Raw genomic sequence first — 15,737 nt, 5'->3', positions numbered from 1 at the left:
ATTTATAAGGTAACTTTTAGACCCATGGTAATAACTCGTAAAGGAGGAAGTGTTGTCGAGCTTTTTGTTTCGGGATCGAGTCCTTTATAATTTGTGAAAGTCCATAGATTCTGTCCCTGAACAAATATGCTACAATTCTGTAGGTGCGCGCTTTTACCCCAGCTCTCCGGCAACTGCCAAGAAAGCGAAACATTCTTTAAACGTATATAAGATGCATCCGCCCATGCGGCATCACTTGCATACACCATATTTAAGGTTTGTTTTACATCAGATCTACTTGCTGTAAATCTCTGTATTGAGGAGATATCTCCTGGTTTTTGCCACCGGTTCAAAAGTGAAGCCAACTGGTTATAATCGTTTGAACCAGGAAGTAATAACCCAAATCTTTGATTTTGGGCAATTTGTTTCACAAAAGAAAAGAGGAAATTCAATTGAAAACTCTTATAGGAAAATGAGTTCTGAAAACCTCCATAAAACTCAGGAGCCAAATCAACCAGAACTGTCTGATCTAAACTAGGATCTGGTGTCGATGTTGTATTTCCACTGTGATCTTCAAATTGATAGATTCCGGTTGCAGGATCTACACCTAAAAAATGATAGACAAGCATCGCACTTATAGGTCTCCCAACTATTTTAGTTGATGAAAATCGTTGATCAGGAGAGTATGCTAACATTGATTTAGTTGTAGACCAATTTATACTACTTGACCATTTAAAATCTTTGGTTTGTAGATTCGTACTTGTAATCGTGAAATCCCATCCAGAATTCTTTACTTTATCTGGTCTATTCTGATCTATAGAAAAAAAGCCTGTGGTCACCGGAAAAAAATAGCTACCTAGTTGATTGGAAGAACGGTTGATATAGTAATTCGCATTAAGCAATATTCTGTCTTTCAAAAATCCCAAATCTAAGCCAAATTGTAATTTACGTGTTTCCTCCCATTCCAAATATGGGTTCGTTAAGCGGTTCGGTTGATAAGCCACAACTCCCTGATAAGGTATTTCTTGTTGAAGAGGACTATATAAACTCAGAAATCGATAATCCCCGATCTGATCATTACCAGTTACTCCATAACTTGCTCTTAACTTCCCAAAGCTTAACAAACTCAAATGCTCTTTAATTAATGATTCATTAGAGAAAATCCATGCACTACCAATGGCGGCAAAATTGTGAAACTGGCTTTGAGGACCAAATCTTGAACTTCCATCCCTTCGTCCTGTTAAATTAAGGATGTATTTATCCTGCCAATTATAATTGATCCGACCAAATATCGCATTGTATCTATAAACAGAACTAATTGAAGAGCTGGGACTTAAACTTGTGGCGGAAAGTATATCGTCCATAACAAGGTCATTACTAAAACCAGAAGCAAAAATCACTGATCCTGACCTTATATTCTTAGAAATATTGGCACCCAAAAATACGTCTAACTTACCTTTACTGATATTGTTACTATAAGTTAATTGTGGTTCAATAGACCAAGAATTCATATCATTATTTGCAATAGCCGTTACCCTTTGGAGGTACTGAACGATTTCAGGAACATAAGATTGAAGAAGATACTTTTTGGTCACATTAGTATTTAGTTTGTTATATCCAAATACACTCTTAAATTCCAAACCAGGTATAATTTGATAACTCAAAGTTAAGTTGCTCATCAAATTTGTTGTTTTATTTAGAAAACTATTGAACATGTAGCCAATTGGATTACTACCAAAAGTAGTGTTTCCAGAGGCATCCGGAGCCCAATTGATACTGCCATCAGATTTGTATAGAGCGGGAGCAACAGGTGCTAATCCCATTGCATCAGGGGTTAAATCGTAATTTGGCAATCGATTATTGTCAAACAAATAGCTTCCTGAAAACTGAATTTTGAATTTCTGATTGGCAGAGGTATTATTGATGTTAAAACGCACAGAAGTTTTACTATCCGCATAATGACCAGGAAAAACAGTTGTTTCCCTGTGATGACCTGCACCGATTAAAAATGTAGTTCGGTCATTTCCCCCTGAAACTGAAGTATTCAAGTCCTGATAACTAGCAGTTCCTCCAATCAATTCTTTCTGCCAGTCGGTATAACGGGAAGTATCCCAATTGCCATTTAGATCACTATCTGGAAAGGGCCCTGGATCGGGAGTTATAATACCATCGTTTCGTAATGCTTCTCGTCTCATTTCCAGATATTGTTGTGAATTCATCAAATTCAGCTTTCTAGGTACCTTTGCCCAACCCGATTGCAGGTTCAAATTTACCCTCGTGTCTCCTGCTTTTCCTTTTTTAGTGCTAATAAGAATTGCACCATTTGCCGCCCGAGATCCATAAATTGCAGTGGCATCTGCATCTTTTAGCACGTCGATACTTTCAATTTCAGAGGGATTAATAAAACTTAATGGACTTCCTAAAGAACTGCTACCTGATGTTCCCTGTACAGAAGATAAGCGATCACCTAAATCTGACAATTGCGAGATGAAAGGAATCCCATCAATGACATACAGAGGATCATTTCCATTGTTAATGCTATTCTGTCCTTGTATACGTACCTTCACCCCCGTCCCTGCAAACCCAGTAGCCTGTTCAATAAATAACCCAGGCACCCTACCTTGCAAAGCCAAGAGCGGGTTATTCACTGGCTGCTTTTCAATCACGTCTGCTTTAATCGTTGTCACATTCCCTGTGCTAAGCCTCTGCGTTGTCGTTCCGTATGCTATCACTTGAATCTCATCCAGTCTAGACAGGCTCTGCTCCAGTACGATATTTCCAAGGTTCGCACCGGCAAGTACTTCCTTTGGCAAATACCCAATGAAACTCACAACCAGCACAGCGCCTTCTTCCACGCCCCGTAAAAAGAACCTCCCATCCTTATCTGTACTCACACCCTTCCCTGTTTTCTTTACCTTCACACTAGCCCCCGGAAGTGGTTTTCCATTTTCGTCCAAAATTTTGCCACTAACATCAATATTATTAAAACGATCCAAAATTTTTTCAAGAAAGGAAGGCTTTTCCTTCTCCTTAATCACGACTGTTTTATCTTCGATGGTGTACGTAAGATCAGTACCTTTTACAACCTGGTCCATTACCTGATCCAGTTCGGTTTCCTTAAATTTCACATTGATTCGCTGAGAGGTTTTAAAACTGGTATTCTTAATCAATACATCATATCCAGTTTGTTTATGGATTTCCCAAAATACACGCTCCAGTGTCACATTATTTTCCATCAGCGTTACCTTCTGTCCAAAGGTCGCTGCGCTTACCTGCATTAGGGAGATCATTAATATGATAGTGGTTAGCTTCATAATTAATAGTATTTTATTAATGTAGCCGCGAGATCTACAAAAAATTTCCTTGTAATTTTTGTACATTTACTTGTCTGGTTGTAAGCGTTGTGCTTGTTTTCGAAGACGACACAACTGCTTGGTTCTAGAAATAATTGTTTAGTCAATGTTTTTCGAAATCAGATCTAAAGGACTTCGACCACGAATCGGGGTCCTTTGCTGTTTCTGTACAATTACATTTACGGAATACCTTTTTGATTGTTCATGATTTTTTGTCGGTTGGTTAATACTCGGTTAGTTGATTGGTTATTTATTCTTGGTTATTTTTATGGTATTGCCATTAATAGTAAACCTGGCTACATCTGTGCGCTCCAGCATGTTTAATACCTTGGATACGTTTTCATATTTGCTAATGGTACCAAAAAAAGTTTCTTTCTTTAAAGACGGGTCTTCATATACTACACTGACATTATACCATCTTGATATTTGATTCATGATGCTTTCCAGGTTTTCACTGTTAAATACAAAGCTGCCGTCTTTCCAGGCTACAGCGTAATCGGTGTTTACTTCTGTTACTTTGATTTTGTTGGCTTGCAGAGTGGCTTGCTGACCGGGTTTGAGTATCGCGTCATTTACCTTTACACTTCCCTCCAACAATGTCGTTTTAACATCTGCTTCATCAGGGTAACTGCTAATATTAAAATGCGTACCAAGCACTTCAACCACTTGACCCGCGCTTTTAACATAGAACGGATGTTGTTTGTCCTTAGCAACCTCGAAGTAGGCTTCGCCGCTTAAAGTAACCTCCCGTTGCCCACGCCCAATAAAGGAAACCGGATAAATCAATTTAGAGGCGGCATTGAGCCATACTTTGGATCCGTCAGGGAGCCGGATCTGGTATTGCCCCCCACGGGGCGTTTCGATTGTGTTGAGAGCCCCCTCTCTGCCTGCGGCATCTCTCCCCGAAGGGGCGAGAGGTTGCGAGGAGTATATCACCTGCCCATCGGCAGTTTTGGTGATCTCCACTCCTGCTTCTTTGGCGATGGCGCCGTTGGCAGCATCGGTTAGGGATAGGCGTTTGCCATTTGATAGGACTAGGTAGGCTTTATTAGAGCCGGGTTTAATGTCGTTAGCTAACAGGTCTCTCATCGCTGCGCTTCCTTCGAGATGACGGGGCGCATAATAGGATGTATAGAAGAAAACACCCAAACCAACGATTAAAAGAACTGCTGCAGCAGCAGCGATACGTGGCCATAGCTTATATATCTTTTTATCTGTAGCCTGTCCTTGTATATGTGCCTGTATGTTTGAACTGATTTTCTGATCGGCTTTCTTTACAGCTTCTGCGCTTGGTAAAATATGACTTTGTTCTAAATCAATTAGAAACCATTGCTCTACCAGCAAACGCTCTTCCGGGCTTGCTACCCCTTGATGGTATTTGGAAATTAATTCTTCTGCCTGGTATTTCTTGTTCATACATCTAACCGGATTATAGTCCCGCTTATATACATGTAGGTTAACTCCCGATAAATCCCAGATGAAATGAAAAAAAAATTAAAAAACCACAATTGGGCAATTTTCGACAACAGATAAATATTGGAAAAAATGAAGAAAGTCTATATCTTAACAATCCCTATTGTAACTTAAACTCAAATTTTATGGAAATCAAAGACTTTGTTCCCGCACAGGAAGCCGCTAACTGGATAAAAAGATGGGGGGCAGAAAAACCCAAGTTTTTTGCCAACGCTTTTACTATTCCTATAGACGATCTGCGCCAGGCTTACAAAGAAGAACATTTTAAAACGATCCGTGTTTATTTCGGCCTGACAGAAACAGGACAGATGAAATTGATTGTTGTTGGTGTAGACGAGAACAAAAATGATATCATGACCACTGTAGATTTTGTGGTTACGCCCTATTCAAATCCTGAAGCACCTGTAAAAGTGGCGGCCGAGGCTGTAAGTCAGGGAAAAGCCGGCTGTTACGATGTTTGTAAACCTTGCCCTCCCGAATGCGGTACAAGCTTACTACTTCTTTAACTGAATAATTTCCTAAACTACCTATGACCGCGGAAACATTTTATTCCCTGTTGTCGCGTATTGGAGATGTTGCAAGCTATGCAGGGCTGGCCCCCCTGCTTTTTCTGCTCTTCAGGCGAGACCGAACCAGTCCATACAAAATGACATTGGTGATTATTCTGCTGGCCAGTATTCTTTGCGATGCCCTATCTATTTACCTGAGCCGTATGTCTGTAAATAACCTTTTTATGACCCATATATGGGCTTTTATAGAGTTACCCTTATGGGCCTCTTTTTTTATAGCGCTGTTTAGAAAATCTGCTCTGATTAAACGTGTTTTAATTACCGCCACCATTACGGGCATGCTGTTTACCCTTGCCGACACTGTTTTTTTTGAATCCATCCTTACCTTCAATACCTATGGAAGAACCGCAGTTGCGGTGATCACCATCTGTTTCTGTTTGCTTTATTTTTTCTGCTATCCGGAATCTGACAACAATTATGGCTTTTGGATTACTGCAGCTTTATTGGTGTATAACGGAAGTAATGTATTGCTTTTCATATTCAGTAATAACTTACTGAAACAACAAGCCCTTGTGAACCATGTGATCTGGGCTTTTCATAGCCTCTTGTTGATTGGACTCTATACAGCCATCCTGGCCGATGGTTTATCCTGGAAGAAGAAACAGACCAGCCCTCAACTCATGTAAATATGGAGCAGGACATTTCAATCAATCTTCTGTTTTTCAGTGGCACAGCCATACTGTTCCTCTTTACCATTTTTATCATCCTGATGGTAACCAAACAGAAACAACGTCATCTCCGGATCAAAATGAATGCAGAACAGGCAGAAAAACAACACCGTGAAAATTTGCTGTACAGCGTGATCCAGGCCACAGAAACAGAACGTGAACGCATTGCCCGTGATCTGCATGATGAAATGGGCAGCATCCTCTCTCTTACTTCCCTAAAACTCAAATCGCTCCACACAACCAAAGACAATTCTGTAGAAGAAGTACTGCATTTGCTGAGCGAGGCTCAGCGCAATGCCCGCGAATTGTCTAACCAGACTTATCCTACCCCTCTTCATCTATTTGGACTGGAACATGTGTTAAACATTATGATAGGAAGAGCGGTGGCTGTTGGTGCCCCCATCCATTTTAGCTATGAAACAGGTACCGGTAAACTCAGTAAAGAGCTGTCCCTGTCTGTTTACAGGATCGTACAGGAGCTTCTCAGCAATAGCCTTAAATATGCCAGGGCATCCAGCATCAATATCCTGATTAAAGAACAAAATGGTGCGATTGCACTGGATTACACCGATAATGGCGTAGGCACAGACCTTAACTTTTCTACACCTGGCTTTGGTTTTAACAACATCCGGAGCCGTATGTTATTTGTTCATGGCACCTTTGAAATGACAAGTTCAGCAGGAAAAGGCTTTTCATTCCGGGCCTCCATACCCCTAAACCCTGAAATATGAAGATCAAAATTGCGATAGCCGAAGACCATAAATTATTCCGTTTAGGATTAATTTCCCTGTTAAACCAAATAGATGACCTGGACATCCTTTTTGCAGCAGAAAATGGAAAGGCTTTTCTGGAGCTTTACCGGCAGCACGCTGTTAAACCCGATATCTGTTTAATTGATCTGGAAATGCCGGAAATGAACGGGATGGAACTTCATGCAGAGATGACCAGAATAAACTCGCCCAGCAGGGTTGTGATCCTGTCTCAATATGCAGATGGGGCTACCGTAGGTATCCTGTTTGAAAAGGGAATTCATAGCTATCTAACCAAAAATGTTGGCGTTGAAGAGCTCAGTCAAGCCATCCATGCCGTTCATGAAACGGGCTTTTACCTGGACAATGCCATGCTCAGCCTGATCAGAAAATCCCTAAGCGGACGTACCTTTGCAGATATAGACCGGCTGATCTCTAAAAGAGAAAGGGAAATCCTAAAGTTAATTTGCCTGGAATATACCAATGCTGAAATTGCCGAAAAACTGTTCCTGAGCAACAGAACAGTTGAAGGGCACCGGAACAATATGCTTTGTAAAACCGGCAGCAGAAATACTGCCGGTTTGGTGATATTTGCTTTAAAGAACAACATTGTCACTTTAACTGACCTCTAAAACAGCCGGACTGTTGATCAGAAGGTTGATTTGCGTTGTCAAATTCAGTATCTGGGTAACGTTCTCATTGGCATAATTTGTAATGATCATGTTGGGATAGATCCTGTTATTGATCTGGTTAATGGCAATCCAGCCTTCCATATACTGAAGGAGTGTGTTATTTGGCGCTTCAGATAGCTGTTCGATGGTTGGGTCACAGAATATGGCTTGTTTTGTATCTTGTGTAAGGGTCCAGGAGGTAATCAGCAAGCCCGGATCTTCGTTTGAATGTACATAGTCCAGCATCTTCTGTTTCTGGTCATCTACCATTGTTTGCAGGTCGTTTGTATCCTTATAACTTCCACCAAATTTCCATTGATTATCTGTCCAGAACCCATTTTCAGGAGTTAAGAGTGTACTGTTAAAAGTATTGTCAAAATGGGCAATAATTTGTACGTTATTGGTGAGGATATTGCTTAATATTTCCGTACATGGATTTGTATTCCCGCTGCGTTTATATAGCAAACTGCCCAGATTATTGTTAATGGAGTTCAGCCAAATATCGCTGTCGGCCGGACTAAGCCCATAGCTGTCCTTCCCGTAAGGGTTGTCGTAATTTAGGCCATTACAGAAATCCAGTACCAGAAGTTCCTGGTTTCTGCCTGGTACAGAAAAGAAGTTGGTGATATCTTTGACTATCTCATCCCAGCTTTGTCCGGTTGCCCCAAGCCAGCCCAGGTCTAATGTATTGGTATAAGAAAAATGTCCAAAATACAGTTCTCCCTTCCAGATCGTTGGCCTGCAGTCAATATACCTGATTCCCTGAAGCAGCTGCTGTTCAATGGTCAGTGTCTGCGTTTGCGTATTACCGGCATATGCACCAACAGAGGCATTAGAAACCTGGCTCATACCGCTATCGTGGGTACCGGGCAGGCAGATATTGGAGAGCTGCTGCCCTCCAATGGTACTGAACAGCTGCGCCATCCAGGTAGCCCCATCGGTTACGACGGGAGCGAAATTATTGTTAACGGTCTCCAGCAAAATTTGCTCTTGCTGATAAGACAGACTATTGGTGCTGATGGCCTGAAAGTAAATTGTTGCCGTATCCGGATCTCCGAATATGGTGTTAAGATCAACTAAGCCTAAGCCCATCATGCCTCCGTTGCTTTGAAGGGTCCCGATCATTACGGGGTTGGGGCTGCTATGGAACGGTATCCATTGAACGGATGTTGGATTTTGTGTACCCACAACGCCACTGGCCGGGGCAATAGCAAGTACAAAATTGTTGATCGAAGTGGTGACCTGAACTTGCAGAGAATGTACCGAGCTGTCGTTTGTATGAGCCAGCAGGGTAAACAGATCGGTCCCATTGCTGGAGAATGTTGCTTCTCCGCCGTCATCCTGATCATGTGAACCAGAGTAAAATTCTACAGGATTTAGGGTGTAATTTAGGTTTGGTGTATCTCCAAATGTCCAGGTGTCCATTTGGTAGCTATGTTGGGCAGTCCTTGATAAGGCACTGGCAGTGCAGTTGACCAACTGCAGGGTAGTTTGTGTTGCCATGATTGTAAATTTAAAGAGATGAAACTTTTTCGGTAGCGGCATAAACCCCTTTAACAGCACTTATCAGGGCTGCTTGCTGTAGATTGGTGAGTGTACCTGCCTTTATGGCATTATAATAGGTCTGCACATCATTACCCGAAAACAATACCGCCAGGTCTACTAAACCGAGCCCCATATATTGTCCGTTGGTATTAATGGTGCCAATGGGTAACATCACGTTTCCGCCGTTCAGCACGTTCCAACTTACTAAAGTTGGGTCCAGTGGATTGGTAATCGTTCCGGTACCGGAGGTGGCTACCACCAGAGTAGATCCTGTTCCAAGAATCATGGCTTGGAGATAATGAGCGGATCCTTTCCTGCTCTCTCCCTGTAATTGCCAGATACTTTGAGTACTGTTGGTAAAAGTTGCTTTACCTTCATCGTCCTGATCATTGGTTTTTGAAGCGAAGCCAACATTGTAGCTGTTGTAATTTAACTGAGGTGTGTTGCCGAAACTCCACGCTGTCATCTGGTATTTATAATCAGATGAGCCGGATAAGAAATCTTTTGTGCAGTTCACGATCTGAATGGTGCATGTAGTTGCCATAATTGTTTTTTTTAAGGATGAATTAATGGGTTGATAATTAATAATTACCCAAAATTCAATAGAAAAAAAACGTTAGGCCCTAGGTTTATACTAGGTATTTCTACCTGTTTTTATTCCTAAAGATGATGAAGGAACAACAACAGTGCAAATGCCCCGATCTTTGTTTTAAGCAGCCTTAATGCATTATTGGCCTGGTTATGGGCTGTTTTTTCAGAGATATTTAACCGAAGGCCAATTTCCTTATAACTCAGGTTTTCTTTGTAACTCATCAAAAAAACCGCCTTCATTTTTTCCGGCAGTTTGTTTATTTGCTCTTCAACAAAAGCCATCAGCTCTTTTTCAGCAATCTGATTATCTGTTACCCAATCTCCCTCGTCTATAAATAACTGGAAGGATTCTGCGTAATCTGTTCTTACTTTTTGTTTATCTACCCAGTCAAAGAATTTATACCGCAGTGCCGTAAATAAGTAAGCCACAATAGAGGATTTAAAAACCAGTGTTTCTCTCCTGTCCCAAAGGGAAATTAAGATTTCCTGTACCAAATCGGCCGCCAGCTCTTCATCTTTTACAATTTTGCAGGCATATACATAAAGTTCTCCTTTATACCGGTTGTAGATCTCGGTAAACGAGGCGGAGTCTCCTTCCTTTAATAAAGAGATCAATTGATTATCCTGAAGTGCAGCGTAAGAAACCATAGCCAATAACCTATTTTGCTTAAATTACCCTTAATTTACTTATTTTCTTTTAATTGTAAGGTGTGTGTGCTGAAGCCACTTACAAAAACTTTCAGCAATAGTATTAATTTCAGATGAATATCTGGTTATATTTTTTTCATTTAGCCTAAATTATTCTATTTAATATTTATTTTAAAGCAAAATTTTGATCAACAATAACGAAAGCCTTCTCTTTCACCACCCTCCCCGGTCTGCTCCCAAGAAAATATGTTTTTATGATCAAGCCTCAGAACCTGTATGGTTTAGCGAGATCAAAAACATATTTTCACCTATCAAGCCAATTCAGGATTAAAAAATAACGATGCCCGGTTTTAACCGGATTATAAAACGACACACCCTATGCAAAAGCATCCCCAAAGCGGATAGCCGGCCTCGTGTAGGTTCGTAGCTTCTCCGCCCGTTCTGCGCCGTAGCTTAGGCAAACAGGTACTTTTGTCGAACAATCAGCGCTAAAAGGCCGGATCATCGAACAACCAACACCAAAGGAGGTTAAATTTAGAGGGCTTCTTTTTAAAACCAGGCCACGCTCCTCACCATCAAGAAATGACTGTTCCCTAACGGCTTCGTTGTCCCACTTCCTCTTCAACTCCTGGTCGTATATGTCCTGTTCTTCCTTTGTCATATAACTCGAAGTATTGTTGTTTTTATTGATCTCATTGAGCTCCTTTTAGTCGGTTTCGAATATTCCACTGTAGAGTGATTTTATTCAACAATAGCCAAAATTCCCCTTTTGCCACCCTCCCCGGTCTGCACACAAGAAAATATGTTTTACTGATCCGAGCCTCAGAATCTGTAAGATTCAGCTCGATCAGAAAACATATTTTCACCCCTAAGCCAATTCAGGAAAAAATAACGTTACCCAGTTTTACCCCCATTTTCTCATGCTTTTTTGGATAAAAATTCTCTTTGTTAGCTGTTCCCTTTCAAATATCAGCAATAATTTTTTATTAGAATTTCCCATCTCTACATTGGTATCAATAACCAGTATTGAACAACAATTTGAACAAGCTATGCAATCAGTAAGCACATTTTTTAAAGAAGAAAAAGATTTCCTTTATAAAAAGGGAGAACAAAAAGGGTTAGAAAAAGCACAGGCCAAAGCCCTTGAAGAGAAAAAGGAAATAGCCCGGAATTTTAAAAACCTTGGAGTGCCTATTGCGGATATTGCAAAAGGAATCGGGTTATCCGAAGAAGAAATTGAAGCCCTATAGCTTCAACCAAAATACAACAATGCCCTTGGAGACAAAACCCAAGGGCATTGTTATTTATAAAATCAAAATTTTGATCAACAATAGCCATCTATTTCACCACCCTCCCCGGTCTGCACCCAAGAAAATATGTTTTTACTGAGGCGAACCTCAGAATCTGCAAGATTCAGAGAGCCCAGTAAAACATATTTTCCCACTTCCATCAATCTCTATACAATAGCCCTTTTAATCCGAAAGGATAATACGCCTATTTTCCAAAGAATTTGTTTATTCCTATAAATAAAGAAGCGTAAAAGAGTCAATTCTTTCCCCATTTTTTGGTGTAGTGATCCTAAAAAAACCATCTGTAACTTTAACAGACTTTTCATTCTTGTCAAACAAATTAGCTTCAAATGCAGCCTCAAGAACAATAAAATCAGTTCCTTTAATCTCATCTATTTTTAGAATTTTGAATTTCGAGCCATTTTGGCTTTCTGCTGTGAGTTTTGATTTGGCATTTATTGATAACTGGCTATATGAAGTCAATGGCTCGTTGTTTACCGATAATTTTATTGCGACACCCTCATCTTTACCAGTCCGTTCAAAATCTATAGCATAGGGATAATCGCCCAAAGTATAGAATTTATCTCCAGGTCTGGGACAGTACAGAGAGCCAAATTTCAGCGCATTTGCCTTTTTATAATTTTTTATAAATGAAACTACAATTGCCCCTCTTGTCTGTTCAAGCAAAGTTGTAGATGCTGATGAGTATTGTACTGAGTCAACCACTCCAACCCAATAATTATTTGCCGCGCCACTCAGGCTCCATTCTCCATTGGTAGGACTCAATTGCAAATTGACTCCTCTATTCCCGTAAGATCTGGAGGCGGAAGGCTCTCTTAATGCATTGGTGTAGTGTTTTCCATTGATTGTAAACGAAGTGCTGTCGGGCAGGAAACGTGATTTTGCAATTACTTCAGGGGGTTCAGGCGCAGCTACGATGTCCTTTTTTTTACAAGAGCTGGCCCACAGCAATGCTGCAAGCGGCAAGAGAGTGTATAATTTTTTCATTTGTATGTGTTTTGTGTGTAAACAAATTTAGCTTTTTTGTGATCACTAACCAATTTAAAATGCAGTATCAACAGGGTATTCCTTTTGCGTTACTAAAAAACACTTCCGCATATGACGAGCACTTCTTGTCTATAGATATTTATGCTAGATTTGCGACACATGAATTTAGAAGATCATAAGTCAACAGCATACTTACCTAGACTGGTACGTAATACACAAATGAAAAAGATTTTTTTGGTTGCATTATGCACCACAATGAGTACCTGTGTGATTGCTCAATCTGCGATTACTGAAAAAGAGATTAAAGATCATATATGGTATCTGGCTTCTCCAAAAATGAAGGGAAGATTTCCAGGAACTCCAGGAAATAATAAAGCTGCAGACTACCTGGTGAAACAATTTAAAAAATCAGGGATATCCCCTTTTGGAAACAGTTATTTTCAGGAGTTTACAGCTAAAATCCGCGTAAAAAAAGGCGTTACTGATACACCTTATGTACAGACAAAGAACGTAGTAGGCTTTATTGAAGGTAGCGATCCACAATTAAAAAATGAGTTTATAGTAATTGGAGCACATTATGATCATCTGGGAATGGGTGGCGCATCCTCCAAAAAACCAGATACTGTAGCCGTTCACCCTGGTGCAGACGATAATGCCAGTGGTACAGCAGCACTCTTAGAAATTTCGGAGAAATTAGCTGCGAACAAGGCCTCCCTAAAGCGCAGTATTATTATCATCGCTTTTAGCGCCGAAGAACAAGGCTTATTAGGATCAAAGTACTTTACCGAACATCCCTTGGTTCCCCTGTCTCAGATCAAATTAATGATTAACATGGACATGGTGGGACGAATGAATACAGAAAAGCATCTTTATATGGGAGGTGCAGCATCTTTTGATGGTGGAATGGAACTCATGAAAAGTTTAGGTCCGGAAATAGGAATCAACCCTGTTGTAAATGCTTATGATGTGGGCGGATCGGACCATGTTTCCTTTTATAAAAAGAACATACCCGTGCTAGGGTTTCATACGGGTGGGCATCCTCAGTACCACACCCCTGAAGATGATCGGAAGCTGATTAATATTGCCGGAGAGAAATTGGTTTGCGACTATATCTATGAGGCGCTGACCAGAATCGCGAACAGGAATGAGCCTATTCTTTTTGTTCCTGAAAAGAAGATGTAGAATTGATACTCACCCAATCTCGACAAGGTGGTTCACAGAAATAACAATTTTACAATTTAATCGTTAATTAACTTTTCTATTACCTTATCCAGCTTTGCTTTATCGTTTGCATATGGCTCCAAATTATAGAGCTTTACCTTTTTGAATTCTATAGGATGACTTTCACTTTGCAAAGAAATGTAACCGCTGGTCAAGGCCTTGCCGTCCAGCTTTACTTTTGGATCATAATTTGTCACGTTGCCACCACCAATTTGCGGCTTTGTATACTCAAGTACTACTTCCTTATCTATAATGTGTTTAATTACTGAATCACCCAAAACAAGAAACTGGACAGTAACCCACTGATCGCCCGCATAAGTTTTTGATTTAGAATCCAGGCAATGTGGAGTAAATAATTTTCCTTCGTAAAAAATCTGCGTACCTGGAGTACAAACATTACTGGTATGGCGCTCATGTATACCATCGCCACCTAATATCTGGCCCTCTATCGAAATAGGGAAATCCTGGTTCTTAAGCATAGTTTCGGGTGCCTGGCAGTGCAGCATTGCGCCGCTATTTCGCAACGCCCAGCCCTCTCCACCTTTGGCCTGTTCACCAACAAAACGATAGGTTACTGATAAAAGATAGTAGGAAAAGGGTTTTTTATAAAAGATATGACCATACTGCTGGTCAAAATCACCATATCCATCATAGCTGACTTTCAACAGGCCATCTTCTACACGAAAAGTATTTGCATAATTTTCATTGTATTCATGTTTGGAAATTTTAATATTCCAGTCCTTCAGATCTTTTCCATTAAAAAGATCAATCCAGCCTTTTTGGGCAATAGATTGGTTTACAAACAAGAAAATAAATAAGATAATAAAGGGAAGGCCGATTTTTAATTTCATGATGAATTGATCTTTTTTTAAAAATAGGAATTTAAATCAGCCCTCACAATACTTTAATACCAGTGCTAACCCAGCCGGTCATAGAAGTATTTTATTTGTATTGACTCAAAACCTTATTGACAACTAAATTGTTTCGACATCATGAAAGCAATTGGAAAAATGGTTGTGCTGCTATTGGTTATATGCATGGTACAACAAAATACGTTCGCACAGGTGAGCGTAGGCATTTCTGTTAGAATTGCCCCGCCTGCACTACCAATTTACACACAACCTGAATGTCCTGTTGATGGCTATATGTGGCAGCCCGGTTATTGGGCCTATGACAATATAGATGGTTATTATTGGGTTCCCGGAATGTGGGTAGCCCCTCCCCGTCGTGGTTTGTATTGGACCCCAGCCTACTGGGGCTATGTTGGCGGCCTCTATGGATTTTATGCTGGATATTGGGGACCTCGGGTTGGATATTATGGCGGTATAAATTACGGTTGCGGTTATTATGGAAATGGCTATAGCGGCGGCAGATGGGATAATGGCAGATTCCGTTACAACACCGCTGTTGTACGGGTAAACAGGACGGTAATACATAACACCTATATTGACCGTTCTGTAATACGCAACAATAACAACAGAACAAGTTTTAATGGTCCCGGTGGTGTAAATGCAAGGCCGAGAGCTCAGGATCGCCTGGCGATCAGGGACCGCATTCAACCGACCTCCAGTCAGATTTCACATCAAACCGCTGCCAGAAAGGATAGAAATTCTTTTGCAAAAGTTAACAATGGACGTCCAGCAACACCGGCAATTAGCCGGCCTCCAGTCGATAATAGCAAAGGACCGCAAAATAATACAAGAGGCAACCGAACACCGGCATCTCGCCCAGGGGAAGTAAATCAGCAGCAAGCAAGACCGCAACGTAATACGCCACAGGTTCAGCCCCAAAGACAGCAACAGGTGCAACCTCAAAACCCAATACGAAGGGAACAAAGAGTCCCTCAGCAACAGGCCAGGCCGCAAGCCCAACCTCAAAGACAACCGCAACAACGTGCACCTCAACAGCCACGTCCAGGTGGAGAAAGACGTGAAGGCGGCGGAGAGCGTCATTAACAGAGGAAGTTATATATT

General features: G+C 40.8%; 15 protein-coding genes. 7 read left to right on the top strand and 8 right to left on the bottom strand.

The window, feature by feature from the left end:
- Positions 1 to 2: 2 nt before the first annotated feature.
- Entirely contained in the window at positions 3 to 3,293 is a 3,291-nt protein-coding gene (locus R2S08_RS12505) for a SusC/RagA family TonB-linked outer membrane protein (protein ID WP_316835497.1), read from the bottom strand.
- A gap of 285 nt (positions 3,294 to 3,578) precedes the next feature.
- Positions 3,579 to 4,748, bottom strand: a complete 1,170-nt coding sequence (locus R2S08_RS12500; RefSeq protein WP_316835496.1) for a FecR family protein — start codon at positions 4,746 to 4,748, stop codon at positions 3,579 to 3,581.
- A 182-nt stretch (positions 4,749 to 4,930) separates the two neighbouring features.
- Between R2S08_RS12500 and R2S08_RS12495 the strand changes: the two genes are divergently transcribed.
- Genes R2S08_RS12495 through R2S08_RS12480 form a run of 4 tightly spaced genes read left to right on the top strand, consistent with a single transcriptional unit; the run spans position 4,931 to position 7,423 of the window.
- Positions 4,931 to 5,311, top strand: a complete 381-nt coding sequence (locus R2S08_RS12495; protein WP_316835495.1) for a hypothetical protein — start codon at positions 4,931 to 4,933, stop codon at positions 5,309 to 5,311.
- A 23-nt stretch (positions 5,312 to 5,334) separates the two neighbouring features.
- Positions 5,335 to 6,000, top strand: a complete 666-nt coding sequence (locus R2S08_RS12490; protein WP_316835494.1) for a hypothetical protein — start codon at positions 5,335 to 5,337, stop codon at positions 5,998 to 6,000.
- 2 nt (positions 6,001 to 6,002) lie between these two features.
- Positions 6,003 to 6,773, top strand: a complete 771-nt coding sequence (locus tag R2S08_RS12485; RefSeq protein ID WP_316835493.1) for a sensor histidine kinase — start codon at positions 6,003 to 6,005, stop codon at positions 6,771 to 6,773.
- Entirely contained in the window at positions 6,770 to 7,423 is a 654-nt protein-coding gene (locus R2S08_RS12480) for a response regulator transcription factor (protein WP_316835492.1), read from the top strand. The genes R2S08_RS12485 and R2S08_RS12480 overlap by 4 nt, the downstream gene beginning before the upstream one ends.
- Here the strand turns inward: R2S08_RS12480 and R2S08_RS12475 are convergent.
- The 4 genes from R2S08_RS12475 to R2S08_RS12460 all read right to left on the bottom strand — a co-directional run bounded on the left by R2S08_RS12475 (position 7,409) and on the right by R2S08_RS12460 (position 10,871).
- Positions 7,409 to 8,965 carry a hypothetical protein gene (locus R2S08_RS12475; protein WP_316835491.1) on the bottom strand — a complete coding sequence of 519 codons (1,557 nt, stop codon included), beginning with the start codon at positions 8,963 to 8,965 and terminating at the stop codon, positions 7,409 to 7,411. The two genes, R2S08_RS12480 and R2S08_RS12475, sit on opposite strands and share 15 nt — an antisense overlap.
- Positions 8,966 to 8,975: 10 nt before the next feature.
- Positions 8,976 to 9,551, bottom strand: coding sequence for a hypothetical protein (locus R2S08_RS12470; RefSeq protein WP_316835490.1), 576 nt, complete (start codon positions 9,549 to 9,551; stop codon positions 8,976 to 8,978).
- Between the two features lie 116 nt (positions 9,552 to 9,667).
- On the bottom strand, positions 9,668 to 10,246 hold the full coding sequence (locus R2S08_RS12465) for an RNA polymerase sigma-70 factor (RefSeq protein WP_316835489.1): 579 nt from the start codon (positions 10,244 to 10,246) through the stop codon (positions 9,668 to 9,670).
- A gap of 376 nt (positions 10,247 to 10,622) precedes the next feature.
- The gene (locus R2S08_RS12460) at positions 10,623 to 10,871 is read right to left on the bottom strand and encodes a hypothetical protein (protein ID WP_316835488.1); all 249 of its coding nucleotides are present in this window, start codon (positions 10,869 to 10,871) and stop codon (positions 10,623 to 10,625) included.
- A gap of 295 nt (positions 10,872 to 11,166) precedes the next feature.
- Between R2S08_RS12460 and R2S08_RS12455 the strand changes: the two genes are divergently transcribed.
- Positions 11,167 to 11,496: a hypothetical protein gene (locus tag R2S08_RS12455; protein WP_316835487.1), complete on the top strand. Its 330-nt coding sequence runs from the start codon at positions 11,167 to 11,169 to the stop codon at positions 11,494 to 11,496.
- Between the two features lie 270 nt (positions 11,497 to 11,766).
- Here the strand turns inward: R2S08_RS12455 and R2S08_RS12450 are convergent, their stop codons facing one another.
- Complete coding sequence (locus tag R2S08_RS12450; RefSeq protein ID WP_316835486.1) at positions 11,767 to 12,543, bottom strand: hypothetical protein; 777 nt, start codon at positions 12,541 to 12,543, stop codon at positions 11,767 to 11,769.
- A gap of 219 nt (positions 12,544 to 12,762) precedes the next feature.
- Between R2S08_RS12450 and R2S08_RS12445 the strand changes: the two genes are divergently transcribed.
- Positions 12,763 to 13,725 carry a M20/M25/M40 family metallo-hydrolase gene (locus tag R2S08_RS12445; RefSeq protein ID WP_316835485.1) on the top strand — a complete coding sequence of 321 codons (963 nt, stop codon included), beginning with the start codon at positions 12,763 to 12,765 and terminating at the stop codon, positions 13,723 to 13,725.
- Between the two features lie 56 nt (positions 13,726 to 13,781).
- Here the strand turns inward: R2S08_RS12445 and R2S08_RS12440 are convergent, their stop codons facing one another.
- Positions 13,782 to 14,615, bottom strand: a complete 834-nt coding sequence (locus R2S08_RS12440) for a DUF1080 domain-containing protein (protein ID WP_316835484.1) — start codon at positions 14,613 to 14,615, stop codon at positions 13,782 to 13,784.
- Positions 14,616 to 14,756: 141 nt separating this feature from the next.
- Between R2S08_RS12440 and R2S08_RS12435 the strand changes: the two genes are divergently transcribed.
- Positions 14,757 to 15,719 carry a hypothetical protein gene (locus tag R2S08_RS12435; protein WP_316835483.1) on the top strand — a complete coding sequence of 321 codons (963 nt, stop codon included), beginning with the start codon at positions 14,757 to 14,759 and terminating at the stop codon, positions 15,717 to 15,719.
- Positions 15,720 to 15,737 lie beyond the last annotated feature (18 nt).

Origin of the sequence: Pedobacter nutrimenti (assembly GCF_032678445.1) — a bacterium.
GTDB classification, from domain to species: domain Bacteria; phylum Bacteroidota; class Bacteroidia; order Sphingobacteriales; family Sphingobacteriaceae; genus Pedobacter; species Pedobacter nutrimenti_A.
The sequence above is the reverse complement of the archived record's forward strand: the minus strand, read 5'-3'. Positions and strand labels throughout refer to the sequence as shown.

Coding starts and splice junctions, on each gene's coding strand:
- R2S08_RS12495 (WP_316835495.1), top strand. CDS start 4,931: ATGGAAATCAAAGACTTTGTTCCCGCACAGGAAGCCGCTAACTGGATA.
- R2S08_RS12500 (WP_316835496.1), bottom strand. CDS start 4,748: ATGAACAAGAAATACCAGGCAGAAGAATTAATTTCCAAATACCATCAA.
- R2S08_RS12505 (WP_316835497.1), bottom strand. CDS start 3,293: ATGAAGCTAACCACTATCATATTAATGATCTCCCTAATGCAGGTAAGC.
- R2S08_RS12490 (WP_316835494.1), top strand. CDS start 5,335: ATGACCGCGGAAACATTTTATTCCCTGTTGTCGCGTATTGGAGATGTT.
- R2S08_RS12465 (WP_316835489.1), bottom strand. CDS start 10,246: ATGGTTTCTTACGCTGCACTTCAGGATAATCAATTGATCTCTTTATTA.
- R2S08_RS12445 (WP_316835485.1), top strand. CDS start 12,763: ATGAAAAAGATTTTTTTGGTTGCATTATGCACCACAATGAGTACCTGT.
- R2S08_RS12450 (WP_316835486.1), bottom strand. CDS start 12,543: ATGAAAAAATTATACACTCTCTTGCCGCTTGCAGCATTGCTGTGGGCC.
- R2S08_RS12475 (WP_316835491.1), bottom strand. CDS start 8,965: ATGGCAACACAAACTACCCTGCAGTTGGTCAACTGCACTGCCAGTGCC.
- R2S08_RS12480 (WP_316835492.1), top strand. CDS start 6,770: ATGAAGATCAAAATTGCGATAGCCGAAGACCATAAATTATTCCGTTTA.
- R2S08_RS12435 (WP_316835483.1), top strand. CDS start 14,757: ATGAAAGCAATTGGAAAAATGGTTGTGCTGCTATTGGTTATATGCATG.
- R2S08_RS12485 (WP_316835493.1), top strand. CDS start 6,003: ATGGAGCAGGACATTTCAATCAATCTTCTGTTTTTCAGTGGCACAGCC.
- R2S08_RS12440 (WP_316835484.1), bottom strand. CDS start 14,615: ATGAAATTAAAAATCGGCCTTCCCTTTATTATCTTATTTATTTTCTTG.
- R2S08_RS12470 (WP_316835490.1), bottom strand. CDS start 9,551: ATGGCAACTACATGCACCATTCAGATCGTGAACTGCACAAAAGATTTC.
- R2S08_RS12455 (WP_316835487.1), top strand. CDS start 11,167: ATGCTTTTTTGGATAAAAATTCTCTTTGTTAGCTGTTCCCTTTCAAAT.